Below are 24728 nucleotides of genomic sequence, written 5' to 3'. Positions count from 1 at the left end.
AGCTGCCCGGGTCACGATGATTATCTATCAGATGAACGCTCCGTCTGGCACCATGGACCCCGGGAGCCCTGCTTGAAGAGACGTGTCCGGCTCTGCATGAAGGATCTCTTCCACCAGGACGTGGTGGAGATGATCGAGCGCGAAACCCGGAAATACCAGATCTGGTCCATCGAAGACCCATCCGACCCGGACTTCGACACGGCGTATCAGATCCTCTGGGACTGCTTCGGCCCTCATGGAGAGATGGAGCGCAAGGAGGCGATCCACGCCTTCCTGCGCGACGACCCGTTCACGCCCGAGCCGTCGGGCACCTACATGCGCTACTTCCTGCTCGTGGCGCGAGACTCGGACGGGAACGTGCGCGGGGTGCGCGACGGCACCGTGCTCATCAACCCGGCGTACGCGCCGGATCTCTGCGTCATCTATCTCGCCCATATCTTCATGATCCCCGAGTCGCGCGGTACGGTGCTGTCGTACTGGCTGCGCATCGCCCCGGTCGAGCTCGCCATGCAGTACCTGGCCGACCTGCACGCGATGGGGAAGATCACGCTCCCCGCGCCCGCGGCCCCGGGCAAGTACTTCGGGATGAACCTCGATCTCGCGGCCGAGGTCGAGTACTTCACGCCCGAAGAGCGCCTGTCGTGGCAGCGCATCCTGTTCTACGGCCGCGGCGGGTTCGACGCGATCAACCCGCGCCACTTCCCCTACCGCCAGCCCGACTTCCGCGATCCCGACGAGATCCGCGCGACGGGCAACCAGCCTTCTCCGTTCATGGTCCTCATCCGGCGCATGGGCCGCGAGCGGCAGGCGCAGCTGCCGATCGACGAGGCGCGGGCGCTCATGCGGCTGCTCTACGACGACTTCGCGGATCACTGCGCGCCCCACCTGCTCGAGAACAGCCTCCAGCTCGTCCTCGACCGGCTGGAGGAGCGGGCGAAGCGCAAGAGCTTCGTCGAGCTCCTGCCGCTGCCGACCGGGCCCAGGGACATGCACCGGCTGAAGCCGCTCTTCCGGTACAACGTGTTCACGAAGTACTACCCGGAGAGCCCCGACATCCGCGGTTACGTGGTGAACAGCGGCGTCCGCGAGCGGCTGGCCGCGAACCCGCGCTACCTCGACGAGGAGCTCGCCCGCATCGCGCGGGAGCTGGAGGCCCGTCCGCCGTACGTCTACGGGAGCCGGGACAGGAGCGCGACCTGGGAGGGCACGCCGGTCACGCCGGGGTCGGAGCCGCCCCCGTCCGAGGGCGCCGACGCGGGCGAGGTCACCCGCGAGCTGCCGGCGCCGCCCTCGACCGCCGCGCCGCGGTGATCGAGCGGGCGCGCGAGCGCGCCTGGAGACCCCTTCCACCATGAACGTCATCGCCGCTGGTCCGCTCCCTGTCGCCTCGATCCTCTGGCAACCCCAGGCCGGCTCCTGGGTGCTCACCGTCGTCTGCAAAGGGACGTTCCTGCTCCGCCCCGGCGAGTCGCTGTTCGCCCCCGAGCAGGACGCGCCGAACCCGAGCGACGCGACGTCCGAGGAAGCGCCGTCGAGGAGCCCGCAGTCCGCGAGCGATCTCGCGCCTGCGAAGCCGCGCGCCGACGTCGTGCTCGTCGGGTGCGCGTTCGCTCCGGGCAAGGCGCCGGTTCGCTCGCTGACGACCAGGATGATCGTCGGCGACGTCGACAAGTCGATCGAGGTGTGGTGCGACCGGGTCTTCTCCCAGGACGGGGCGCTCCACGAGGGCCCGCCGTTCTCGCAGATGCCGCTGGTCTACGAGCGCGCCGCGGGGGGGCCGGGGTCGTGGAATCCGGTCGGGGTGAGCGGCGCCTCGCGCAACGCCTACGGGCAGCTCGCCGTCCCCAACCTCCAGCCTCCGGGGGTGGTCATCTCGGAGCCGGGCAAGTCCATCGAGCCCGTCGGCTTCGGCCCGATCGCCGCGACGTGGCCGTCGCGCGTCGAGAAGCTCGGCCGCCACGCGGCCGGGTGGCCCCATCGCGACTGGAACCGCAAGCCGCTGCCCGCCGGGTTCGACCCTGCCTATTTCAACATCGCCCCCGCGGATCAGCAGCTCTCGTCGCTGCGCGAGGACGAGCGCCTCGTGCTCGAGAACCTCCACCCCGAGCACCCGCGCCTCGTGACCAGCCTGCCCGGCCTCCGCCCCGTGGCGACCGTCGAGGGCCGGCGTGGCGGCCCCCGACAGGTCGCCATGCGCTGCGACACGCTCTGGATCGACGCCGCGCGGGGGCGCGGCTCGCTGACCTGGCGCGCGCAGATCGCGCTGGAGCACCCGGAGGAGCACGGGCGCGTGGTGGTGAGCCTGGAGCCGTCGCAGCTCTCGTGGGGCGAGGCCGAGCGGTCCATGCCCCCGACCTCCCGGCGCGCCGGCATGAGCACGACCCAGACGCAGATCCCCGCGCTCCAGTCCGAGCAGGCGCCGGTGCTGCCCTGGAAGACGGAGGAACGCGGGCCCGACAGCGTGCCCCACTCGAGCCGGCCCTCGGGCGCCGGGCTCCCGTTCCGCGCGCCCGAGGCCCTGAGCAGCCTCGCCGCGCTCTCGGTCTCGTCCGTGGTGCGGCAAGCCCCGCCGCCTCCGCCCGCGCCCCCCGCCGAGCAGGCGCCGCTGAGCGCCCTCGCGCCCGCGCCCTGGGCGGCAGACGCGACGCCGCCGATGACGGTGGGTCAAAGGTTCGGGGCCGCCGAGAGCGCGGCCCGCCCTCCGCTGCCTCGCTCGACCGAGAGCGACGGCGACGCCAGGGCCAGCGCGCCGTCGCCGCGGCCCGCGGCCGCGCAGCCCGACGACATCGTCGAGCTGCTCTGGTTCGACCCCGACGCGCTGCCGCGCGTCCGCGCTCGATGGCGCGAGCTGATCCTCGAGCTCGACTTCGAGGAGCTCGACCCCCGCCACGACCTGCCGGCCGACGACGCGGCCGCGGCGAGGGACCGCCACCACGTCCTCGGCGTGCTCACCGACGGGTCGCCGATCGATCCGGGCGGCGTCCACCAGGCGATCCTCGCGTCGCTCGGCGACCGGAAGCGGTTCGCCCCGCCGCTCGTGCTCGTGACCGGCGAGGCGCGCTTCCCGTTCGACGAGCTCGAGGCGCTCAGGGCCACGGTCGCCGTGGTCACGCCGCTCGCGGGCCTCGACAAGCAGCTCAAGGACGCCATCGACTCGGTCGGGGAGCTCTTGAAGTCGCCTTACCTCCAGAGCTCGACCGGCGTCGTGGACCGGCTGACCCAGCAGCTCAAGGAGCACCTCGCCCAGTCGCAACGCGCCCTGCCGGCCGGCCAGATCGAGGCGTACACCGAGCGGCTCCTGCTCGAGCAGCGGCGGTACCAGACCCGCAAGGTGCTCGGCGACGTGTGGATCCGCGCGCTGCTCGCGGGGGGCGTGCAGCGCGCGCTGCCGCTGTACCTGCCCAAGGCCCTGGAGCACCGGCTGCCCATGATGACGAGCCTCAAGGTGCGGATCCTCGCGGAGGCGCACCTCAGGCAGGATCAGCTCGAGCCGAGCCGCTACGCGCTCAAGGCGATCGCGCTCGGGAGGGTCTTCACCGCGGACGAGCTGCGGCCCGGGCGCGCGTCGGACTGATCCGGACCGAGGGGAGCGTCAGTCGAGCGGCTCCGTCGGCTCGACGTCGCGCGCGCCGACGAGCGGGAGCACCTCGACGATGAGCCGCTGCTGCGCCTCCAGGAGCTGCATCCTCACGTCGCCGCCCGCCGAGTAGAAGCGCAGGTGCACAACGAACCTGGGGCCGTCCTCGTAGATGCGCGCCGCCGCCTCCGGCGTGAGCTTGCCGGCGAGGTAGTCGCCGTGACGATCGCTGTCCGAGATCGCCCACGCCGACGGCCATCGCTCGTCGAGCCGCCTGCGCATCTCGTCCTGCGAGAGATCGCTCTTGAAAGACCACGCGAGCGTCGTGCTGGCTGCCTTGCTCATGATCGCCTCCGCTCAGGGGTCGCCGTCGCCTGGAGGGGTCGAGACGCTCGTCCCGCCCGCGCCGGCCGTCCCGGCGCTGCCCGCCGGCATCTGCGGGGCGGGGGGCGTCGCGCCGTAGGCCTCGGGACCCCGGTAGATCGTCGGGAAGTTGCCGTTCGGCTCCTGCGCCCCGTTGAGCTTGAAGTCGAAGCCGCCGTTGCTCGGGTTGGGCTCACCATAGATCTCGACGTTCCACCTCTCCGCGAGCGCGTTCAGCTTGCTCCCGAGCGACGTGTTCGCCAGCCCCGGCCTCCCCTCCGGGTTCAGCGCGCTCGGCGCCTCGCCGTTCTTGAAGATCCCGTACCTGGCGTTGTAGGGCGCGCCCGCCTGCTGCGCTTGCACCAGCGCCTGATCGCTGTGAATGGCAAAATCGGTGTCCGATTTCGACGACCAGAACCCGAACGGCTTGTCCGGGTTGCCCTTGAACCCGTCCGTGGCCGAGCCGAGCTGCTGCACGGTCGCGTCGGTGATCCCCTCGGACTCGAAGACGTTCTTCATTTCCCCCTGCAGCCGGTCGAGCTGCGCGCGATCCTTGTACGTGAGCGGGACGCGCTGGCCGTCGCCATCTCCCTCGACGGCCATCTTGAGCCGCTCGGGGGTCGTGTTCGGGTGCTCCAGCTCGCCCCGCTGCACCCGCTCGTACGCCGCGCGGTTCTCCGCGATCCTCGCGTCGAGCCTCGCGTTCGCCGCGGGGTCCGGGGGCGGCGCCTCGGCCATCCGCTCGTTGGTCCAGGTGCGCGCCCTCGCCACCTCCTGCGGGCTCGGCGTCGCCCTCCTCCCCGGCGTGGCCGGCGTCGCGGCGGGCAGCCGGAGCGCTCCGAGCTGCTCACCGAGCTTCACGGCGCGGACGCCGCCGTAGAGGCTCCCGCCGAACTCGCCGACGATCTCGCCGATCCGCGCCGCGCGCTCGCCGCCGAGGCTGCCCACCGCCCCGCCCACGTGCTTGCCGATGAACCCGCCGCCGAGCGAGCCGCCGAGCCCCAGCGCCGTGACGGTGACGCCGGCGCGCACGCCCGCCAGCACGCCGGCGCTCGCGCTCGCCAGCAGGCCGACGCCCACGCCCGTCAGGACGAGCGCCACCCCGCCCCCGATGAGCGCCGTCCATTGCAGCGTCGTGATGAGCCAGGACGGCACCTCGTCCTCGATCGGCACGACCGTCAGCGTGTCGCCGCCGATGAAGGTGAACGACGCCCCCTTTCGGATGACGCCGCCGCACTCGGCCTTCTCGCTCTTGCGCCCGAGGAGCTTGCCGTTGACGAGGACCGTGGAGCTGCCCTGCGCGACCTTCCTGTCGCCGTGCTCGATGACGTCGAGCTCCGCGCGCGCGGCGGCCCTCGCCTCGATGAACGTGTCGGGAGATCCCGTCTCGATCGCCCCGCACGGGGACCCCTCGAACATCTTGCCGATCTCGGCGCCGGCCAGCGCGCCGGTGGCGCCGAGCCCGACGCCGCCGGCGATCGCCGCGCCGATGAGGATCGCCCCGGCGCCCCCGGTGACCGCGGTGAACAGGATCGCGCCGCCGATCGCGAGCCCGATGCACGCCCCCGCGATGAGGCCGGCCCACGCGGACGTGTGGCCGATCTCGTCGCCCATCCGGGCCGCTTCGAGGGCGCTCACGGCCTCACGGCCCCCTCAGTCCTGGCCGAGCTTCACGCTCGCGAGGATGCGGTCGAAGACCGGGTTGAGCCGCGCGGCCTCGCCCTTCGGCATGGTCGCCGTGAAGCTCAGGACCGCCGGCTTGCGCCCGGCGACGAACACGATCCGCTGCTCGAGCGGCCCGCTCTGTCCCCGCCACACGAACCGGAGCTCCAGCGCCGGCTGGCCACCGAGCGTGATCTCCTGCCGCGCGTGCAGCTGGAAGCCGTCGAGCCGCCTGGCGATCTCGACGAGCTGCCGGTCGCCGTACCGCCGGAGGTCCTCGCCCGCCGCGAGCGTGTCGCGCGTCATCACGAGGTTCGCGGCCATCCCCTGCCCGGGCTTCGCCGGCGCCGAGAAGGCCACCACCGAGCGGTCCTCCCAGTCGCGCGGCACGTCGAAGGACACGTCGGTGTTCTCAACTCGCGGCATCGTCTCCGCCTCCACGCCGCGAGGAGCTGCGCTCGCCCTCCGGCATCCCACGGGCCCCCGGCGTCACGGCTCCACCCTGGCGAAGCCGCCCTTCAGATCGCCCCGGTAAAGCGCCACGCCCTGGGCCGACAGCGCCCCCGCGTAGGCCCGCTCGGGGGGCGCGCCCGAGGCCTCGGTCGCCTGCGCCTCGGCCTTCACCGCCGCGCCGTTCACCGACCGCGGCGCCGCGGCGGTCCGCAGCGCCAGGAGCTGCATCACCTGCCCGCCCGCGCCGCCTACGTGGAGAATGCCGGCCGCGCTGCCCGCGTTCACGAGCGACCCGATGTCGCTCGCGCTCAGGTCGCCGAGCGCGGGGATCGGCCGGGTGAGCACCGGACCGAGCACGTCCAGCGTCGACGGCAGCGAGGCGAGGCTCTCCCCCTCCGCGAGCCGGAAGAGCTGCACGGCGCCGGCCCCCGTCTTCACCAGCGCGGCGAGCGGCGAGGAGGGCGCGCGGACCGCCTCCAGGATCGCCGCGCCCGCGCCGGGCCCGATCTGGAGCGACGCCGGCGCCGCGGCCGGGTTGAGCGGCGGCGTGGCGATGGCGCGGTCGAGCCCCAGCGGAGCGCTCCTCACCTCGACGTCCGCGATGCCCCCCGGCGAGGCGACGGCGCCGCCGCCGCGCATCACCTCCGCGAGCACGCTCGTCGCGCCCCCGCTGCCCGGCCCGCCCGGCGCGCTCGGGGCCCTGGCCTTGCCGATCGTCGCCACCGAGGGCGCCTTCGCGGACGTGCTGTTGATGAACACGTTCGGCCCGCCGTCGATCTGGACCTCCGCGCCGGACAGCTTGAGCAGCCCGCCCGCCGAGATCTCGAGGTTGCCGTTCGCGTCGATGAAGATGCCTTCCGGCGTGATCCGGATCGACGCGACGCCGTTCGTGATCTGGACGGTCCTGTCCTTGTTGATCGTGTATCCGACGCCGTCGCCGACCGTGACGCTCTGGCTGTCGCCGGCGTCGACCGCGTCGGAGGTGCGGATGATCGACGTGCGGCCCGCGCCGATGTTGTTGATCTGCTGCTCGCCGATCGTGTGGCTCTGATCCTTGATGACGCTGGAGCTCTGGCTGCCCCCGACGGTCACCGAGTCGCCGCCGGTCACGCTGGCCGAGCGGTTCGAGAGCACGGTCGAGCGCTGATCGTGCTTGATCACCTCGGAGTAGTCGCGCTGCGCCTGGACGTGGATGAGCTCGCGCCCCGCGGCATCGTCGAACGAGAGCTCGTTGAACCCGCCCGAGCCCGGCGAGGAGTCGCTCTTCCAGCCGCTCTTGGTCTTCTCGGCGGGCAGCGGGTACGGCACGCGCGTCGTGTTGTTGTGGACGCGGCCCACGATCACCGGCCGGTCGGGGTCGCCGTCGAAGAAGTCGACGAGGACCTCCTGCCCGACGCGGGGGATGGCCATGAATCCATAGCGGCTCCCCGCCCAGCTCTGGCTGACGCGGATCCAGCACGAGCTCGCGTCGCTGAACCGCCCCTCGCGGTCCCAGTGGAACTGCACGCGCACGCGCCCGAACTCGTCGGTATGGATCTCCTCGCCTGGCGGGCCGACCACGATCGCGCTCTGCACGCCCACGACCCGCGGCCTCGGCGTCCGCCGCGCGGGGCGGTAGGGGTGCTCCGCGAACACGGCCTCGCCGGTGGTTGTCCACTCGCCGTCGTGCTCGCCCTCGAACGTGGAGGCGACGACGAGCAGCGCCTGGCCCGGGCCGAGATCCTTGCGGGGGTGCTGGCCGATCGACAGGACGACGCCGGGGCACAGGTCGAGGGCGTTCGTGCGGTACTGGACCGAGCGCCGTCCGCGCCGCTCGCTCTCGAGGCTCCGGGTCGCGAGCCCCTCCGCCTCCTTCATGTCGACCCGCGCGACGCCCCTGTCGTCGGCGACCGGCGTATCCCCGCCCTTGCCCGGCTCGACGACGAACGCCCCGGGCAGGTAGTGGTAGTGCTCGTAGCGGAGCTCGTCCTCGAGGCCCTCCTTCGCCTCCGCGAAGAGCTGGTAATCCGGCCTCATCCTGAAATCGAAGTCGCGGAGGGTGACGTGACCCGGCCGCACCTCGTGGCTCACCATCACCTCGCTCACGTACTCCCGCCCGGCGGCGCGGTTCGGGTTCTCGACGTACGCGATCGGCGCCTCGGAGCGCGGCTCGTTGCGCTGCGGGGCGTCGCTCAGGACGAGGCGGGTCAGCTCGGCGCCCATGCCGCTGCCCGGGCGGTGCGCGAAATGAAAGGCGATGCCCGCCTCCTCGAGCAGCCGGCACATGAACGCGAAATCGGTCTCGCCGTACTGCACTCGGTACTCGTAGGCGGGGTATTTCGCGCTCAGCTTCACCTCCGGCTCGATATCCCACTCCTTGAGCATGAGGAGCGCGATGTCGGGCGCTGTCATGTGCTGAAAAATGCGGTTGTTGCGCCGGAGCGTCGCCCGGAACAGCAAAGGCACGATGCGCAGCCGGTAGGTGGAGAGCCCCGTCGGCTCGGCCTGCACCTGCTCCATGTGGGAGCAGAGGCCGGCCCAGACCCGGGAGGGCACGACCGACTGCAGGACGGCCGACTCGACCTTGAAGGCAGCGGCCTTGCCCACGATGCTGTCGAGATCGAGGTCCTCGAGCTCCGAGACGGCCAGGATCGACACCTCGAAGAGCGACGACATCTGCTCCCGGACCGCGAAGCGCCGCACCGAGAGCGATTCCTCTTTTGACGCGAACGAGAGCGAGAGGCGCGGCATGGCTCGAGCGCCGAGTCTACGTTATGTGCGCGCTGCAAATCACCTACCGCGCGCCGCCGCGGCGCTCCCCGCGGCGCCCGGCGCTCACGCCGCGCTGCCGGCTGGCGCCGCCCGCGCGCGCAGGGCGCCCGCGCGGATCTCGCCCACCGCAGCGCAGGCGGCCTCGTGCGCCTCGAGCGCGCCGCGCAGCACGAGCGACCTCCCCCGCTCGGCGGCGGTCTCCTCGAGCGTCCCCTCGAGCACGCCCTCGGCGAGGCGGACGAGCGGGCCGACCTCGGCCATGCCCCGCGCGAGCGCCCGGGCCGCCGCGACGAGCCCGGACGCCGCGGGGGCGGAGCTCGCGATGGCCGCGGCCTCGTCGCAGAGCTCCTCGGCGACGGAGCCCATGTCGCGCCAGCACCCGACGGCCGCGCGCAGGCTGGCGAGCGTCACGAGCGCCGAGGGGGTCGCGTGCATCGCGTCGACCGGCGGCCGCGGCCCCGCCGCGCTCTGCGCCGCGGCGACGACCGGGGCGAGGGCCAGGAGCGCGCGCTCCAGCACGCGCGTGGCCTGCTCGACGCGGACGAGGCGCTCCTGCAGGTCGGCGCTGCCGAGCGGCGCGTCGCGCTCGACGAGGTCGGAGAGCCGGCCGGCGACCTCCAGCGCGAGCTGCTCGAGGCCGTCGATGGCGCGCGGGTCGAAGCGGCGGGGCACGACGTCGAGCACGCAGAGCGAGCCGATCGCGTGCCCGCCCACGCGCACCGGCACCCCGGCGTAGGCGCGGATGCCGTAATGCTCGACGAGCTCCTTCGGCACGCGCTCGTCGCGCAGCGCGTCCTCGACGATGAGCGGCACCTCGTCGCGCACGACGAGCTGGCAGAAGGAGTTGCTCCGCGAGGTCGCGCAGCTCACGGCGAGCTCCAGGGGCAACCCGTGGTGCGCGCGCAGGAGCTGGATATGGCGCACGACGAGGCTCACGAAGGCGATCGGCGCCCGCGCGAGCCTGGCGGCCCGCGCCACGCAGGCGTCGAGGATGGCGTCCGCGTCCGTGCGCAGCATGGCGCCGTGCAGCTCGGCCAGGCGGACGGGGTCGTTCAGATCGGCCATGGGCGCGAGTCTACCAGCAAAGGCCGGCGCGAAGGTCGCCGCGCCGGGGCAGACGCCGCGCCGCGCCGCCGTGTGCGCCCGCGCGATGAGCCTTCACCTGCGCCGCGCGGAGACGCGTCGAGCGAATGGCCCCTTCTTGCGGGATCACCGCCCCTCCCGGCGCGCCTCCCTCGCCCGCACCGCCGCGACGAACGTGCCGAGGTGCACCTCGACCACCCGGCTCACGTCGGGCGTGTAGCCGCCCGCGAGGACCCACGCGATCGGGATACGCCGCTCGAGCGCGGTCCGGAACACGATCTCGTCGCGCGCGCGCAGGTCGTCGTGCGTCAGGTCGAGCGGCGAGTAGGGGTCCTCGCGGAACGGGTCCGCGCCGGCCTGGTACAGGATCAGGTCGGGCGCGGCGCGGTCGATCGCGGGGCCGAGGTGCCGCTCCAGGATCTCGAGGTACGCGGCGCCGCCGCTCCCGCCCGGCACCGGGACGGACCAGCTGTTCTCCGTGTCCGGAGCGCGCTCGCCCTCGACATCCCGGTACGCCCGGTTCTGCTTGTACCAGTTGCCGTAGATGGAGAGCGCGAACGCCCAGGGGCGCGACGCGAGCAGCGACGCGGTGCCGTTGCCGTAGTGGAGGTCCATGTCGACGACCAGGGCGCGGCGGATGCGCCCCTCGGCGCGCGCGCGCTCCATCGCGACGACGAGGCCGTTGAAGGTGCAGAAGCCCTCGCCGTGCGCGGCGTGCGCGTGGTGGAAGCCGCTCGCGAGGTTGCCCGCGATGCCTCCCTCGAGCGCCGCGGAGACGGCGGCGATGCAGCCGCCGTTCGTGAAGCGCACCGCCCCGGCGAGCGCCGGCGACCAGGGGAACTTCTGCGACTCGGCCAGCGCCCGGGGCTCGCCGGTCGCGATCGCCCGGAGGTACTCGGGCGTATGCACGCGGAGGAGGTCCTCGTCGCTGACCGGATCGGGCTCGTCGAGGCGCGCGGGCAGGCCGCTCCGCTCGATCGCCTCGCGCACGAGCGCGAACTTGCGCATCGGCATGACGTGCTCGCCGATGTCCGCGAAGTAGCGCGCCGAGTGGAACACCCGGATCGGAAGCGAGGAGGAGGCGGAGGCGGAGGCGGCGGTCACTTGCAGACCGACTCGAGGAGGTCGAGCGCCTCGGCGAGGTGGCGCGGGGCGAAGACGAGCGCCGGCCGGAAGCGGAGCGTGCGGTCGCCCGAGCCCCCCACCTCGAGGCCGCGGTTGCGGAGCGCGGTGAGCGCCGCGTCGCGGCGGGCGGCGTGGGGGAAGTCGACCGCGGCGAAGGTGCCGCTGCCCCGGGCGCCCGAGAGCACCCCGGGGTAGCGGAGGCAGAGGTCCTCGAGCCCGGCGACCAGGCGCGCGCCCGTCGCCCGCGTGTTCTCGAGGAGCCTGTCGCGCTCGATCACCTCGAGGATCACCTCGAGCTGCGCGCCGCGGATCGGGTCGCCGAGCCAGGTGCTGAAGATGCGCAGCGGCTCGATCGGCGCGAGCTCCTCGCGGCAGTAGAAGCCGCCGAGCTGCATCTTCTTGGAGAACGTGACCATGTCCGGCGGCTCGGGCAGGTCCCACGCCTCGTGCGCCCACAGCGCGCCGGTCCCGCCGCCGCAGGTCTGCACCTCGTCGATGATGAGCGCGACGCCGTGCTCCGAGGTGAGGCGGCGGAGCGCCTGGAAGAACGCGGGGCTCGCGTGGCGGTCGCCGCCCTCGCCCTGGATGGGCTCGACGATGACCGCGGCGATCTCGTCCGGGTGCGCGTCGATCGCCGCCTTGATCGCCTCGAGCGAGCGCGCCTCGGCGGCGCGGTTCTGCTCGGCGTGGGCCGCCTCGGGGAACTGGTTCGCGGGGAACGGCACGACGGGCCAGTCGAACGCGGGGATATCGAGCTTGTGGATCGGCTTGCTCCGCGTCGCCGAGAGGGCGCCCATGCTGCGGCCGTGGAACCCGCCCTCGAAGGAGATCACCTTGAAGGCGTTGATGCCGGGCTGCCGGTTGAGCATGGCGGCGGCGAGGTCGCCGTCGCTCGGCTGCGCGCCGCCGCGCCGGCGCCGCGCGAGCCGGATGAACGCGGCCTTGAGCGCGTTCTCCACCGCCTCGGCGCCGGTCGTGAAGGTGAACACGTGCGCGTGCCCCTTCGGCGCGACGCGCATCAGCGTGTTCTCGACGATGTCGACCCACTCGGGCGCGGGCGCGACCCCGAGCGACGAGCGGTAGCCGGCGGCCCAATCGAAGCGGCCATTGCGCCAGGCGGCGAGCAGGTCCGGGTGGTTGTAGCCGATGGGCACGGCGGCGATGTGCCCGTACACGTCGAGCAGGACGTTGCCGTCCACATCGACCATGTAGTTGCCCAGGCTCTTTCGCGCGTCCTGATAGAAGTGGATCGGCCGCGCGTCCTGGTAGCGATGGTGGCGAGCGCGGAGCGCCTCGGACGCGGGCCCCGGGATGGCGGTGCGCATCGAGGCGCGCTCGGGCTCGCCGGGGATGGGCGGAGAGATGCTGGTCTGAGCGGTCATGGTCGGACTCCAGTGCGACGGGGGGCGGCGGAGCGTCACGCGGTTCCGTCGTTCGCGACGGCCGGCCGGACGCGCACGACGATCGATTTCGACGCGGGGGTGTGGCTCTTCTCGGCGATGCTCCCGAGCGGAACAAGCACGTTGGCCTCCGGGAAATAGGCCGCGACGTTGCCGCGGGGGATCGTGTAGAGCACGACGCGGAACGCGCGCGCCACGCGCTCTCCGTCGGAGAAGCGGCTCGTGACGTCGACGAGGTCCCCCTGCGCGAGCCCGCGCTCGGCCGCGTCCTCGGCGTTCATGAACACGACGCGGCGCCCGCCGCGGACGCCGCGGTAGCGATCGTCGAGCCCGTAGATTGTCGTGTTGTACTGGTCGTGGCTGCGGATGGTCATCATCAGGAGCTCGCCCGGCTCGAGCTCGTGCCGCGGCAGCGCGTGGGCGATGAAGTTCGCCTTGCCCGTGGCGGTGCGGAACACGCGCCGCGCCGCGGCGTTCGGCAGGGCGAAGCCGCGCGGATCCCGGATACGCGCGTTGAAATCGTCGAACCCGTCGATCGTGCGCTCGATGAGATCGCGGATCCGATCGTAATCGGCCGTGAGCTCCTCCCAGGGCACGCGCGAGCGCGCGCCCAGCGTCGCGCGGGCGAGCCCCGCCACGATCGCCACCTCGCTCCGCAGCGTCTCCGAGGCCGGCGGGAGGTTGCCGCGCGAGCTCGAGACGACGCCCATCGAGTTCTCGACCGTCACGAGCTGCGGCCCTCCCGCCTGCACGTCGCGCTCGGTGCGCCCGAGGCAAGGCAGGATGAGCGCGCGCCGCCCCGTCACGAGGTGCGCCCGGTTCAGCTTTGTCGACACGTGCGCCGTGAGCTCGCACCGGGCGAGGGCGCGGGCGGTGAACGCCGTGTCCGGCGTCGCCGAGAGGAAGTTGCCGCCCAGCGCGAAGAAGACGCGGGCGCGCCCGTCGGCCATCGCGGCGATCGCGGCGACGGTGTCGAGCCCGTGGCGGCGCGGCGGCGAGAAGCCGAAGTTCTTCTCGATGCGGTCGAGGAGCTCGGCGGGCGGGCGCTCCCAGATGCCCATCGTCCGGTCGCCCTGCACGTTGCTGTGCCCGCGCACCGGGCACGCGCCCGCGCCCGGCCGCCCGATGTTGCCGCGCAGGAGCAGGAAGCTCATGACCTGCTGCACGTTGGCCACGCCGTTCTGGTGCTGCGTGAGGCCCATGGCCCAGCACGCGATCGTGCGCTCGGACCGCATCGCGATCTCGGCCGCCGCCCGGATCCGATCGCGCGGGACCCCGCTCTGCTCCACGATGTCGTCCCACGGCGTCTCGCGCACGGCGGCCGCGAACGCCTCGAAGCCGTGGGTGTGGCGCGCGATGAACGCGCGATCGAGCACGGCCCCCGGCCTGCGCTCCTCCTCCTCGAGCATCTCCTTGATGATCCCGGTGAAGAGCGCGACGTCGCCGTTGATGCGCACCTGGACGAAGAGCGTCGAGAGCGGCACCCCCGAGCCGACGAGATCGAGCGGGTGCTGCGGGTGCTGGAAGCGCTCGTTGCCGACCTCGGGGAGCGGGTTCACGGTCACGACCTCGCAGCCGCGCAGCCGCGCCTCGCGCAGCGCCGAGAGCATGCGCGGGTGGTTCGTCCCCGGGTTCTGACCGACGACGAAGATCGCGTCGGCCAGCTCGAAATCATGAAGAGATACGGTACCTTTGCCGACCCCGATGGCCTCGCTCAGGCCGACGCCGCTCGACTCGTGGCACATGTTCGAGCAGTCGGGCAGGTTGTTCGTCCCGAGCTCGCGCACGAAGAGCTGGTAGAGGAACGCCGCCTCGTTGCTGGTGCGCCCCGAGGTGTAGAAGAGCGCCTCGTCCGGGGAGGCCAGCGCGCGCAGCGACGAGGCGACGAGCTCGAGCGCCTCGTCCCACGACACAGGGCGGTAGTGCGACGCGCCCTCGTCGAGCAGCATCGGGTGGACGAGCCGCCCCTGCTTGCCGAGCCAGTGGTCGGACTGACGCGAGAGCGCCTCGACGCTGTGCTCGCGGAAGAACTCCGGCGTGACGCGCCGGAGCGTCGCCTCCTCGGCGACCGCCTTGGCGCCGTTCTCGCAGAACTCGGCGACCGAGCGCTTCTCCTCGGGCTCGGGCCAGGCGCAGCCGGGGCAGTCGAAGCCCTCGCCCTGGTTCACGCGCAGGAGCGTGCGCACGGCGCGCGCGACCCCCATCTCGCCGACCGCGTGCCGGAGCGTCGCCCCGACCGCCGCGAGCCCGCCGGCCGCCTCGCTGCGCTCGCCGATCCGGGGCGGCTCGGCCTCGACCGGCGGCTCGGCCTGCACGTCGCGCACGTCGCGCGCCGTCACGACGCCGCCTCCGGCGCGACCGCGATGCGCTCCCGGCCCCCGTACACGTTGAACCGGCCGTCGCGCGCGAAGCCGACGAGCGTCATCCCGTGCGCCGACGCGAGCTCGGCGGCCAGGCTCGACGGCGCGCCCACCGCGACCATCACCGGGATCGACGCCCGGAGCGCCTTCTGCACGAGCTCGAACCCGGCGCGCCCGCTGACCATGAGCACCGCGCCCGGGTCGGGCAGCCGCCCGGCGAGCAGCGCGGCGCCGATCAGCTTGTCGACGGCGTTGTGGCGGCCCACGTCCTCGCGGAGGTCGGCGAGCGCGCCGCCCGCGTCGAAGAGGGCCGCCGCGTGCAGCCCCCCGGTCCGCCCGAACACCGGCTGCGCCTCGCGGAGACGCGCGGCGAGCCCGTGCACGACGCGCGGCGCGAGCCGCGGCGCGCCCCGCTCGAGCGGCGAGGGCGGCGCGCACGACGCGACGTCGATCGACGCCTTGCCGCAGACGCCGCAGCTCGCGTTCGCGACCGCGAGGGCGCGCTCGGTGCGCCCGAGGTCGACGGTCACGTCCTCGGCGAGCGTGACGCGCACGAGCTCGCCCGAGGGGCCGGCAGCCTCGTCGACGGCGACCACGTCGGCCGCGCGGGAGATGATCCCCTCGGCGAACAGCAGCCCGATCGCGAGCTCGCGGTCGTGGCCGGGCGTGCGCATCGTGATGCCGAGGCGGCGCGCGGCGCGCTCCTGCGGGGCCAAGGGGAGCGCCCCGCGGGCTCGCGCGACGACGACGATCTCGAGGGGCGCCTCGACGGCGAGCTGATCCTCGGCGTCGGCGGCGCTCTCGTCGGTGATCCTGCGGATCGAAACGTGGGTGGTGCTTGACGGCATGGCGGCGTGTCCGGCGCTCTCCATCGTAGCCCGCGGCGAACCGCCGAGGAGCCTCCGCGTGGAGCCGCTCGCCCGGCCGCTGCCGGCCGTTCTCCGGGGCGCCCCGGGCGGAGCCCTCGCGAGGGCCCTCCGCCGAGCGGCACGGCGCGCACGGCGGGGCGCGGTGCCCGGGGATGCCCGACGGCGGCTATCCCGGGGGCCACGCCGCAGAGAGCCGCTCGAGCTCCCGCGCCGGGTCATCGAGCGGCGCCTTGCCGCGCCACGCCGGCGGGAACAGCGGCATCACCGCGCTCCGGAGCGCCGGCGCGAGCCCCGCGATCTCCGCCGGGCCCCGCGGGATCCGGATCAGGGGCACGCGCTCGCCCGGGAACGCCGCGAGGCGCGCGAGCGCGTTCTCGCGGATCGGCGCGAGCTCGCCCGGGCTCACCTCGGCGGCGTGGGCGGTCTGGTAGTGGCGCAGGAACGACTCGGCCCGGGCGCGCGGGATGTCGTCGCGCTCCTCCTCGCCGACCTGGCGCACCACCGCGAGCAGCGGCAGCGGCACCGGCGAGACGCCGAGCGCGGCGATGTCGCGGAAGTCGGGCTGCGCGTACGGGAGCACCGCCGGCGGGATGATCGCGAACCCCGCGCGGCCGTAGGCGATGAGCCGCACAACCGTGTCGCGGTCGTCCGGGTCGACGGCCTCCATCTCGGCGGCGAGCATCACCTCCACGCCGCCTTCGCCGCCTCCCGGGCTCCCGCCGAGCCCGGCTTCGGCGATCGCGCGGCGCGCGAGCGCGACGGGCGCCGCGCGCAGCAGGGCGGCGAGGCCGGTGCGGCGGAAGGCCGGCAGGACGAGGGCGTGCGAGAGCAGCACGACGCAGCGCCGCGCCGCGCGGTCGAGCGTGACGTAGCAGTCGCGCACGCCGGCGAGGCGCCCGTCGCCGTCCTCCACGCCGCGCGCGATCAGCATGTGGTACGTCGCCACGATCGGCGCCGCCGGGTCCGTCTTCTGCCCGGCGAACCACGCCGAGAGCACCTCGCGGCGCTCGAGCTCGCCCTTCGGCCCGAAGACCGCGTCGAGCGCCCTGTAGCCCTCGTCGAACGCCGCGTCGCCCTGCACCTCGTCCACGGAGAATTGAGCCAGCGCCCGCGCGACCTTCTCCGGCCCCTCCCCCGGGCACACGTCGCGCGGGTCGACGATCATCCGGCCATCTCGCGCAGCACGGCGTCGAACACCGAGACCGCCTCGTCGACGTCCGCGATCGTCGTGATGAGGTGCGGGCGGAGCCGCACCGAGCGCGTCCCCGTGTAGCTCGCGAACACCCCGCGGCGCAGCGCGCGCCCGAGGAAATCGTCGCGCGCCGCGGTCGTCGGCAGGTCGAACGCGAGCAGGAAGCCGCGGCCGCGCGGCTCGCTCGCGAGCGCGGGGTAGCGCTCGCAGAGCTCCTCGATCCGCGAGAGGAAGTGGCGGCCCGCCGCGCGCACGCTGGCGAGGAGGTCCTCCGACTCGATCGCGCGCAGCGTCGCCAGCGCGATCGCGGCCCGCGCGCGGTCGCCGTTGCGCGTCTGGTACATGCGCCCGAACTGCGCGACGTCGTACGCCGACGTCGCGAAGAACCCGCCCATCTGCATCTTCTTGCCGAAGCACATGAGGTCGGGCGGGCGCGGCAGCTCCAGCTGCTCGTGCGCCCAGAGCGTGCCCGTGATCCCGAGGCCCGTCTGCACCTCGTCCAGGATGAACGCCGCGCCCGCCTTGCCGGCGAGCTCCTGCGCGCGGCGGAAGAAGACCGGGCTCGCGTGCCGGTCGCCGCCCTCGGACTGCACGGGCTCGACGATCACGGCGGCCACCCTGCCCTGGTGCGCGTCGAGGATCCGCTCGAGGTCGGCGAGCGCCTCCGCCTCGGCGCGGTCGTTCTGGTCGGCGAAGCGCGCGAGCGGGAAGCGGCTCGCGGGGAACGGCGCCGCGGGCCAGGGGAATGCGGGCAGATCGGCCTTGTGGATGACCTTGGAGTGCGTCGCTGACATCGGCCCGAGGCCGCGGCCGTGGAACGCGCCGGCGAACGACACGACAACCGCGTCGGTCCCCGCGTTGTCGAGGATGCTCTTCTGCTGCTCCTCCGGGAGCTCCAGCGGGTTCCTCGGCAGCCCGGCCGCCTCTCGCCGGCGCTCGCCGTGCCGGATGAACGCCGCCTTGAGCGCCGACTCGACGCCCTCGCCCCCCGCGTCCACGCAGAAGACGCGCGCCATCCCGCGCGGGGCGTACCGCTGCTCGAGCGCCTCCACGAACTCGAACCAGGCCGGCGTCGTCACGAACGGCGTCGACGTCGGGTTCGCGACCGCGCGGATGAAGCCGTCGCGGTGCGCCGCCTCGACGAGCGAGGGGTGGTTGTAGCCGAGCGCCCCGAGCGCGAAGTTCGCGAACAGGTCGAGGAACACGTTGCCGTCCACGTCGACGAGCGAGCACCCCCGGCTCGCGATGTCGTCCATCACGACCGCGCGGTAGCGCGACTGCATGTCGAAGCCGCCGCGCGCCATCCAGGCGCGCGCCTTCGGCCCTGGCAGCTCGGTGACGACTCTTCGCGGAGGGACGGACGGGAGCGTGGGGCGGTCGGAGAAGTCCATGGGCAGGGCGAGTATCCCGCACGGCAGGGCGCGTGTCATCGCCGCTTGCCGCGCCCGGGTGCGCGGGTTTACGACGAGGGCATGCCCGAGACGCGCGAGACGGTGAAGAAGCTCTGGATCGACAACGCCGAGAGGGAGGCGCTCTCCGGCGAGACGTTCGAGACCGCGAACCCCGCGACCGGCGGGGTGCTCGCGCGGCTCGCCCGCGGCCGGCGCGAGGACGTGGACGCCGCCGTGGCGTCGGCGCGCGCGGCGTTTCCGCGGTGGGCGGCGATGGATCCGAACGAGCGCGCGCGCATCCTGTGGAAGGCGGGGGAGTTGATCCTCGCGCGGTGCGAGGAGCTCGCGCGCCTCGAGGCCGTCGACACGGGCAAGCCGATCACGGCGGCGCGGACGATCGACGTGCCGCGCACGGCGGACACGTTCTTCTATTTCTCCGGGTGGGCGACGAAGCTCGGCGGCGAGACGATCCCGGTGCGGGGCCCGTTCCTGAACTACACCGTGCGCGAGCCGCTCGGCGTCATCGGCGCGATCATCCCCTGGAATTTCCCGCTGCTGCTCGCGGCGCGGAAGGTGGCGCCGGCGCTCGCGGTGGGCAACACGGTGGTCATCAAGCCGCCGGAGGAGGCGAGCCTGACGACGCTGGAGCTCGCCCGCGTCCTCGCGGAGGCGGGGGTGCCGCCGGGGGTCGTCAACGTGGTCACGGGCCATGGCGAGGAGGCGGGAGCGGCGCTCGTCGAGCACCCGGGCGTGGCGAAGATCTCGTTCACGGGCGGCACGGACACGGGCCGGACGATCATGCGCGCGGCGGCGGGCACGCTGAAGAAGCTGTCGCTGGAGCTCGGCGGCAAGAGCCCGAACATCGTCTTTGCGGACGCGGACGTGGAGAGCGCCGCGAAGGCGGCTGTGACGGCCGTCTTCTACAACCAGGGCGAGCTCTGCACGGCGGGGAGCCGGCTCCTCGTGGAGCGCGCGGTGCACGATCGCGTGCTGGAGACGGTCACGAGCGGCGCGCGCCGGCTCGTCTCGGGCGATCCGCTCGACCCGTCGACGCAGCTGGGCCCTCTCGTCTCCGAGGCGCACTTCACGAAGGTGCTCGGCTACATCGATCGCGGCGCGGCCGAGGGGGCGCGCCGCGAGATCGGCGGGCGCGGCGAGGGTCCGGGGTTCTTCGTGGAGCCGACGGTGTTCTCGGCGGTCTCTCCGTCGATGACCGTCGCCCGCGAGGAGATCTTCGGCCCCGTGCTGGCGGTCATCCCCTTCGACGACGTGGAGGAGGCCGCGCGCATCGCGAACGCGACCGAGTACGGCCTCGCGGCGGGCATCTGGACGCGCGACGTGGGCAAGGCGCACGCGCTGGCGGCGCGGCTCGAGGCGGGCACGGTCTGGATCAACACGTACAACCGGTTCGACGCCGCGAGCCCGTATGGCGGAATGAAGCAATCCGGCTTCGGGCGGGAGAACGGGCGCGCGGTGCTGGACGAGCTCACGCAGCTCAAGTCCGTCTGGCTATCGCTCACCTGATCCGAGCGGGCTGTAGAAGCAACTGAACCACAGAGGCGCAGAGGACACAGAGGACAGAGCAAAGAAACTCTGTGTCCGCTGTGCCTCTGTGGTTCCTTCCCACATGAAGCCAGGGAAGGTCTTGGGCGACGCGGCGATAGAGCCCGAGCCACAGCGGTGTCAGGCAACTCCTGTGTTCGCCTCGCGGGCGCGCATCATCGCAGCATCCGTCGCGACGGAGCGCTTTGCTGCCGTCAGGTCGAGATGCCTTGTGACCAGCTCGACGACTTGGCGGGAGCGCTGTCGCTCGAGAGCCCCGGGAGCGCCGCGCGGCACGGCGCGACGACCTCGGCGAGCACCTCGCGGCGCAGCGCTCCGAGCGCGCGCGCCGGGAGCACGCCGAGCGCCTCGTGCGCGGCGGGCCCGGGCGCCGGGTCGGCCGCATACCGCGCGACGGCGCGGGAGAACGCCCGCTCCGCCGCGGCGCGCGCCGGCTCGCCGAACGTCGCGAGCATCCACGAGAGCGCCCTCCACGCGAGGGCCGCGTGCCGCTCCTCGTCGGCGGCGATGCGCGCGAGCGCGGCCGCCAGCGCAGGATCCCCGGCGATCTGCGAGAGCTCCCGGCCCTCCGCCGCGCCCAGCGTCTCGCCGACGCACCCCTCCTCGACGAGCGCCTCCACCACCTCCGCGACGCCTGCGCCGAGCGGCGCCGTGGCCGCCTCGAGCAGCGGCCCCGGGCCGATCGCCCGGCCCGCGAGGCGCGAGGCGATGCCGTAGGCGAGGCGCGCGTGCTCCACCTCGTCGAGCGCGGCCCGGTGCGCCTCGCCAACGAGGGCGGCCGGCGCGCCGAGCGCGAGGAGCTGGAGGGAGAAGCGGGCGAAGCTCGCGATCGACGCGTGCTCGAGCGCGGCCACGGCGGAATAGTGCGCCGCGGCGCGCTCGCGCACCTCGGGCGAGAGGGACGCGACGTCGAGCTCCGCGGGCGCGCGCCAGTCATCGCGCGGGGCGCCCCGCGCGGCGCGCGGCCGGCCGTCGACGACGAGGGGGCGCCCGATGGCACAGGAGATCCCTGCGCACTGCCAGCGCGCGCTCTCTCCGTCGATGTCGGGGGCGACGCAGGCGGCCCCCGGGATCGTGTCGGACGCGCAGTCGGCGTCGCTCCGGCAGGTGTCGTCCTTGGTCCGGCAGGCGAGCGTGACCTGCTCCCAGCACCCGTTGAAGTAAGCCGACAGGCCACAGGTGCTGTCAGGGCAGTCGGCGTCGACCGCGCATTGCGCCTTCGCGCAGACCGAGTGCTCCTCTCGGAGCGCGCCAGTCCCCTTGCAGACGCACACCTCGGATGCGCCGCACTCGACGTCGCTCTCGCAGGCGTACTCGCAGCCGCAATACGCCCCTATCTGCCCGAAGGCGCTCACGCACTTGCCGCGGGGTCCCTCTCTGCAGTCGGCGTCCGTCTTGCATTGAAACGTTCGCTCGGCGCCGCTGCACGCGCGCTGCGCGATGGTCGCGTCGCAGCGCACCCGCGACGCGCGGTGCACCGTGCCGTCCGGCTCCTGCACCCAGCCCGCCGCGCGCGGCGTCCGGGGCGCGGGCGCCGCCAGCTCGTCCAGGGCGCCCGCGTCGCCGCCCGCGGCCTGTGGCTCGGCGAGCGTGACGACCGCGATGTCACGGCTGTTCGAGCTGGAACAGCCGGCGGCGCCGGCGGCGAGGAGGAGGGTCATGCGGAGCGAGCGGTGGCGGTCCATGGCGCGAGGGTAGCAGAGCGGCGCGCGCGGCCGACGATCGGGCGCGCGGCGTGGCGGGAGCCGCGGGGTCGGGCGCGCGCCCGGAAGTTACCAACAGGTTTGAGACAGGCCGGACGAGTGTCGTCGTCAGCACGGCCTGCTGTCCTGCCTTCCTGAGAGCTCAACCTCGTCGCGACGTACGGCATCGACGGTCTCGCTGAGCAGCTGCGCGACATGGAAGCGGCCAAGGACATGCCGAGACGTTATCCCTACGCACAGCGCACATTCTGCGGAGCAGCGAGAATTCAACGCAAAGGCGCAAAGGCACAAAAACGACGGAGGAGGAATGGACGAGAATGAGATGGCCAGGATCGTCGTCGACGCGGCGATCGAGGTGCATCGCAGCCTTTGAGGCAGGGTATCCATCGCGTGGTCGACGGATTGCAGGAATGACTTCCCCCTCCCTTGCCTTTTTGCGCCATTGCGCCTTGGCGTTAATTTCCGGCTTCCCGTTGCGAATAAGCGGGCTCCGCCACCGCTTCAGCGACCAAGGTGCACCCGCAGCCGCCGACGAAGCTGAACGCAGCACGTTCAACCTCCCACACCCCCGTATCCACTGCGGCCAAGCCCCGCGCACTGCCCGCAACGTCCTCCACCCCCTCCGATCAAGTCCCGCGCACTGCCCGCAACGTCCTCCACCACCTCCGATCAAGCCCCGCGCACTTCCCGCAACGTCCTCCACCACCTCCGGCCAAGCCCCGCGCACTTCCCGCAACGTCCTCCACCACCTCCGGCCAAGCCCCGCGCACTGCCCGCAACGTCCTCCACCACCTCCGGCCAAGCCCCGCGCGCTTCCCGCAACGTCCTCAGCCACCTCCGGCAACCCCGACGCACCGGCCGGAGCACCGTCGGTTCCGTCCACTTTGTGCTCCGCTCCCCCCTCGCGCCCGCGCCGCTGAGCGCTCGTGTCCCCGGCCTTCCCCGCCGCCCGGATGCAACCACATAAATCGCGTCGTTTTCGTGCTCTCTCGCGACATTCGCTCCCGCGCGACTTAGTCATTGCCTTCATGTCCAAACCCAAAAAACCGAACAGATCAGGTACACCCGCCGTTGAACCCACCCAGATCCATACCGCGGAGGCGGCCTTCCACCGCGTGAAGCCCGACCTCGACGCGATACCGCTCGCCGAGCTGGACACGCCGCGGCTCGACCTCCAGGCAGCCGCCGTGCAGGCCATCGGCGTGGCCGAGACGCTCTCCACGCCGCAGCTGCGCCAGCGCATCGCGGCCATCGCCGCGGCGGGGGCGCTCGATGCCGCGCGGATCGACGGGCTCGAGAGCGTCGCCTGGGCGACCTGGTTCGCCCGGTACAAGTTCCTCCTTACCTCGGCGACGCATTCCGGCGCGGCGCTCCCGGCCACGCTCGTCGAGCGTGCCTACGAGACGCGCGCGCGCATGCTGAAGACGCTCGAGTACCACCTCGACGGCGACGCGGAAGCGACCGCGCAGCTCGCGCACCTGCGCGCGGGCAGCGGCCACCTCGACCTCGCCAATGACCTGTCCGGCGCCGCCGACATGTACCGCAAGCATCGCGACGCGATAAAGGACGACAAGCGGAACTTCCGCAGCGAGGACGAGCAGGACGCGAGCGCCCTCGCGGAGCAGATCCTCCGGCTGCTCGGCGCCACGGCGACGCCCGAACAGACGCTCTGGAAAGGCTACCAGGCACGCGCCGCCAAGCTGCTCTTCCGCCATTACGACGAGGCCGTCCGTGTCGGCCGGTTCCTCTTCTATTACGACGATCCCGAAGGCCGCTTCCCCAACCTGTACACGGCGACACGCTCCACGCCGGCGTCCCCGCGGCCCGACAAGAAGCCGGATGCCAGCCCCGTGAAGCCCGAATCGGCGCCCGGCGAGGCGCCCGTCCTCGGCATCGCCTGATCCAGGCGCTCACTTCTCCCCCGGCGCTCCCCCGACCGTCCCCCCACCCCGCACGCTCGCGCCTTCCGGCCGCATGCGCTACTGCGCCGGCATGCGCCTCTACACGTTTCTTCGGTCGCCCAATGCGCTCAAGGTGCGCCTCGCCCTCGCCGAGCTCGGGCTCGCCTACGAGCCGGTCGAGGTCGACCTGTTTCGAGGCGAGCAGCGCGCCGAAGCGTTCACCCGGCTGAACCCGCACCGGAAGGTGCCTGTCCTCGAGGACGACCCGCTCGTGCTCCGGGAGTCGAACGCCATCATCGCCTACCTCGGCCGCACCCACCGGACGACGCGCTGGCCCGACGTGCCGACGTCCGAGGCCAGGGCGCTCCAGTGGCTGTTCTTCGACAGCGCGCACCTGACCCCGCACTGCGGCGTCGTCTGGTGGGCCAGCATCGTCGCGCCGAGGACCGGTTTCCCTGCCCCCGCCGAGGCGGTCCTGAAGCGGGCCGCCGACGAGGCGACGCGCTCGCTCGACCTGCTCGAGGCAGAGCTCGACGAGCAGCAGTATCTGCTCAAGAATTCCATGTCGCTCGCGGACTGCGCCGTGGGCGCCGCCCTCGCGATGCTCCGCGGGTCGCAACTCGACGACGGCGCGCGCTGGCCGAACGTGATCGCGTACCGCGAGCGGCTGCGCAGCCGCGACAGCTGGACCGAGGCGCGCGGCGACGCGCTCACCGATTTCGATTGAGCAACGCGGGACGCGCGGCGCGCTCGCAAGGCAGCGCGCTCGGACGACGGCGCGCCCGCTCGGCAGCGCGCCCCGAGGGCACCACGCCCGCGGCTATCTCCTCGTTCGGCGGCCGGTCCCGCGCGCATCGCGCCCGATCGGCTCGCCCAGCTCGAACGCCGGATCGCCGGCCCTCGCCGGCTGCTCCTGCGGCTCACCCGCCTCGAGCGGGCCGTGCGCCCGCTCGGCGTCAGCGATGGATGGGTAGCCCTCCACGTCGCCGTCGACCCGGAAGCCGCCCGCGCGCGCAGGGCGCACAACGCGGCCGAGGACGAGCCCCTCGTCCCAGATGCCGCCGTGCTCGACCGCGATGGCCGCGCCCACGGTCACCTCGGCGAGCCGCGAGGGCGCGCCCTCCGGCCGCTCCGGCGTGGGCCGCCAGCGCAGGAACGCGTCCTCGTGGAGCACCACCACGACCTGATCGCCGGGCAGCTCGGTGATCCCGCGGGCGAAGCGCACGCGGCACCCCGGCGCACCGGAGGCCGCCCCGCGCTCGCCGCCGGCGGCGCCCTCCGCCTCCTCGAGCGCGGCGAGCGGCTCCGCACCCCGATCCTCGAGCGGCGCCATGC

18 protein-coding genes are annotated in these 24728 nt (G+C 73.2%); 5 read left to right on the top strand and 13 right to left on the bottom strand.

Going from position 1 to position 24728, the window contains the following annotated elements:
* The first annotated feature begins 72 nt into the window (after window positions 1-72).
* Window positions 73-1311, top strand: a complete 1239-nt coding sequence (locus WMF28_RS44060) for a hypothetical protein (protein WP_437599756.1) — start codon at window positions 73-75, stop codon at window positions 1309-1311.
* A gap of 40 nt (window positions 1312-1351) precedes the next feature.
* Window positions 1352-3574: a DUF2169 family type VI secretion system accessory protein gene (locus WMF28_RS44055; RefSeq protein WP_437599755.1), complete on the top strand. Its 2223-nt coding sequence runs from the start codon at window positions 1352-1354 to the stop codon at window positions 3572-3574.
* An 18-nt stretch (window positions 3575-3592) separates the two neighbouring features.
* Here the strand turns inward: WMF28_RS44055 and WMF28_RS44050 are convergent, their stop codons facing one another.
* The 11 genes from WMF28_RS44050 to WMF28_RS44000 all read right to left on the bottom strand — a co-directional run bounded on the left by WMF28_RS44050 (window position 3593) and on the right by WMF28_RS44000 (window position 18226).
* Window positions 3593-3922 carry a hypothetical protein gene (locus tag WMF28_RS44050; protein WP_437599754.1) on the bottom strand — a complete coding sequence of 110 codons (330 nt, stop codon included), beginning with the start codon at window positions 3920-3922 and terminating at the stop codon, window positions 3593-3595.
* A gap of 12 nt (window positions 3923-3934) precedes the next feature.
* Window positions 3935-5578 carry a PAAR domain-containing protein gene (locus tag WMF28_RS44045; RefSeq protein WP_437599753.1) on the bottom strand — a complete coding sequence of 548 codons (1644 nt, stop codon included), beginning with the start codon at window positions 5576-5578 and terminating at the stop codon, window positions 3935-3937.
* Window positions 5579-5593: 15 nt separating this feature from the next.
* Window positions 5594-6028: a DcrB-related protein gene (locus WMF28_RS44040; RefSeq protein WP_437599752.1), complete on the bottom strand. Its 435-nt coding sequence runs from the start codon at window positions 6026-6028 to the stop codon at window positions 5594-5596.
* A gap of 63 nt (window positions 6029-6091) precedes the next feature.
* A complete protein-coding gene (locus WMF28_RS44035; protein WP_437599751.1) occupies window positions 6092-8785 on the bottom strand; it encodes a type VI secretion system Vgr family protein in 2694 nt (897 codons plus the stop codon).
* An 84-nt stretch (window positions 8786-8869) separates the two neighbouring features.
* On the bottom strand, window positions 8870-9871 hold the full coding sequence (locus WMF28_RS44030) for a GAF domain-containing protein (protein ID WP_437599750.1): 1002 nt from the start codon (window positions 9869-9871) through the stop codon (window positions 8870-8872).
* A gap of 144 nt (window positions 9872-10015) precedes the next feature.
* Entirely contained in the window at window positions 10016-10993 is a 978-nt protein-coding gene (locus tag WMF28_RS44025) for a histone deacetylase family protein (RefSeq protein ID WP_437599749.1), read from the bottom strand.
* Complete coding sequence (locus WMF28_RS44020; RefSeq protein ID WP_437599748.1) at window positions 10990-12396, bottom strand: aminotransferase class III-fold pyridoxal phosphate-dependent enzyme; 1407 nt, start codon at window positions 12394-12396, stop codon at window positions 10990-10992. Before WMF28_RS44020 ends, WMF28_RS44025 begins: the two co-directional genes overlap by 4 nt.
* Before the next feature lie 35 nt (window positions 12397-12431).
* Window positions 12432-14753, bottom strand: a complete 2322-nt coding sequence (locus WMF28_RS44015; protein ID WP_437599747.1) for an FdhF/YdeP family oxidoreductase — start codon at window positions 14751-14753, stop codon at window positions 12432-12434.
* A complete protein-coding gene (locus WMF28_RS44010; RefSeq protein WP_437599746.1) occupies window positions 14750-15622 on the bottom strand; it encodes a formate dehydrogenase accessory sulfurtransferase FdhD in 873 nt (290 codons plus the stop codon). The genes WMF28_RS44015 and WMF28_RS44010 overlap by 4 nt, the downstream gene beginning before the upstream one ends.
* Before the next feature lie 187 nt (window positions 15623-15809).
* Window positions 15810-16808, bottom strand: coding sequence for a hypothetical protein (locus WMF28_RS44005; protein WP_437599745.1), 999 nt, complete (start codon window positions 16806-16808; stop codon window positions 15810-15812).
* On the bottom strand, window positions 16805-18226 hold the full coding sequence (locus WMF28_RS44000) for an aminotransferase class III-fold pyridoxal phosphate-dependent enzyme (RefSeq protein WP_437599744.1): 1422 nt from the start codon (window positions 18224-18226) through the stop codon (window positions 16805-16807). The genes WMF28_RS44005 and WMF28_RS44000 overlap by 4 nt, the downstream gene beginning before the upstream one ends.
* A gap of 81 nt (window positions 18227-18307) precedes the next feature.
* On the opposite strand from WMF28_RS44000, the gene WMF28_RS43995 reads away from it, so the two are divergent.
* Window positions 18308-19750 (top strand): aldehyde dehydrogenase family protein, encoded by a 1443-nt coding sequence (locus WMF28_RS43995; RefSeq protein WP_437599743.1) that lies wholly within the window; start codon window positions 18308-18310, stop codon window positions 19748-19750.
* Window positions 19751-19983: 233 nt separating this feature from the next.
* On the opposite strand, the gene WMF28_RS43990 is transcribed toward WMF28_RS43995, so the two are convergent.
* The gene (locus WMF28_RS43990) at window positions 19984-21474 is read right to left on the bottom strand and encodes a ferritin-like domain-containing protein (protein WP_437599742.1); all 1491 of its coding nucleotides are present in this window, start codon (window positions 21472-21474) and stop codon (window positions 19984-19986) included.
* A 944-nt stretch (window positions 21475-22418) separates the two neighbouring features.
* On the opposite strand from WMF28_RS43990, the gene WMF28_RS43985 reads away from it, so the two are divergent.
* Together WMF28_RS43985 and WMF28_RS43980 are read left to right on the top strand one after the other, a co-directional pair.
* Complete coding sequence (locus WMF28_RS43985; RefSeq protein WP_437599741.1) at window positions 22419-23393, top strand: hypothetical protein; 975 nt, start codon at window positions 22419-22421, stop codon at window positions 23391-23393.
* Between the two features lie 91 nt (window positions 23394-23484).
* Window positions 23485-24120, top strand: coding sequence for a glutathione S-transferase family protein (locus WMF28_RS43980; protein WP_437599739.1), 636 nt, complete (start codon window positions 23485-23487; stop codon window positions 24118-24120).
* Between the two features lie 93 nt (window positions 24121-24213).
* On the opposite strand, the gene WMF28_RS43975 is transcribed toward WMF28_RS43980, so the two are convergent.
* Window positions 24214-24726: a hypothetical protein gene (locus tag WMF28_RS43975; RefSeq protein ID WP_437599738.1), complete on the bottom strand. Its 513-nt coding sequence runs from the start codon at window positions 24724-24726 to the stop codon at window positions 24214-24216.
* Window positions 24727-24728 lie beyond the last annotated feature (2 nt).

Source organism: Sorangium sp. So ce590, assembly GCF_051521365.1.
In the GTDB taxonomy this organism is placed as follows: Bacteria; Myxococcota_A; Polyangia; order Polyangiales; family Polyangiaceae; genus Sorangium.
The sequence above is the reverse complement of the archived record's forward strand: the minus strand, read 5'-3'. Positions and strand labels throughout refer to the sequence as shown.

Bases quoted from the DNA above. Each gene is read 5' to 3' on its own strand.
- WMF28_RS43995 (WP_437599743.1), top strand. From the start codon at position 18,308: ATGCCCGAGACGCGCGAGACGGTGAAGAAGCTCTGGATCGACAACGCC.
- WMF28_RS43975 (WP_437599738.1), bottom strand. From the start codon at position 24,726: ATGGCGCCGCTCGAGGATCGGGGTGCGGAGCCGCTCGCCGCGCTCGAG.
- WMF28_RS44005 (WP_437599745.1), bottom strand. From the start codon at position 16,808: ATGATCGTCGACCCGCGCGACGTGTGCCCGGGGGAGGGGCCGGAGAAG.
- WMF28_RS44035 (WP_437599751.1), bottom strand. From the start codon at position 8,785: ATGCCGCGCCTCTCGCTCTCGTTCGCGTCAAAAGAGGAATCGCTCTCG.
- WMF28_RS44010 (WP_437599746.1), bottom strand. From the start codon at position 15,622: ATGCCGTCAAGCACCACCCACGTTTCGATCCGCAGGATCACCGACGAG.
- WMF28_RS44050 (WP_437599754.1), bottom strand. From the start codon at position 3,922: ATGAGCAAGGCAGCCAGCACGACGCTCGCGTGGTCTTTCAAGAGCGAT.
- WMF28_RS44020 (WP_437599748.1), bottom strand. From the start codon at position 12,396: ATGACCGCTCAGACCAGCATCTCTCCGCCCATCCCCGGCGAGCCCGAG.
- WMF28_RS44055 (WP_437599755.1), top strand. From the start codon at position 1,352: ATGAACGTCATCGCCGCTGGTCCGCTCCCTGTCGCCTCGATCCTCTGG.
- WMF28_RS44000 (WP_437599744.1), bottom strand. From the start codon at position 18,226: ATGGACTTCTCCGACCGCCCCACGCTCCCGTCCGTCCCTCCGCGAAGA.
- WMF28_RS43990 (WP_437599742.1), bottom strand. From the start codon at position 21,474: ATGGACCGCCACCGCTCGCTCCGCATGACCCTCCTCCTCGCCGCCGGC.
- WMF28_RS43980 (WP_437599739.1), top strand. From the start codon at position 23,485: ATGCGCCTCTACACGTTTCTTCGGTCGCCCAATGCGCTCAAGGTGCGC.
- WMF28_RS44030 (WP_437599750.1), bottom strand. From the start codon at position 9,871: ATGGCCGATCTGAACGACCCCGTCCGCCTGGCCGAGCTGCACGGCGCC.
- WMF28_RS44040 (WP_437599752.1), bottom strand. From the start codon at position 6,028: ATGCCGCGAGTTGAGAACACCGACGTGTCCTTCGACGTGCCGCGCGAC.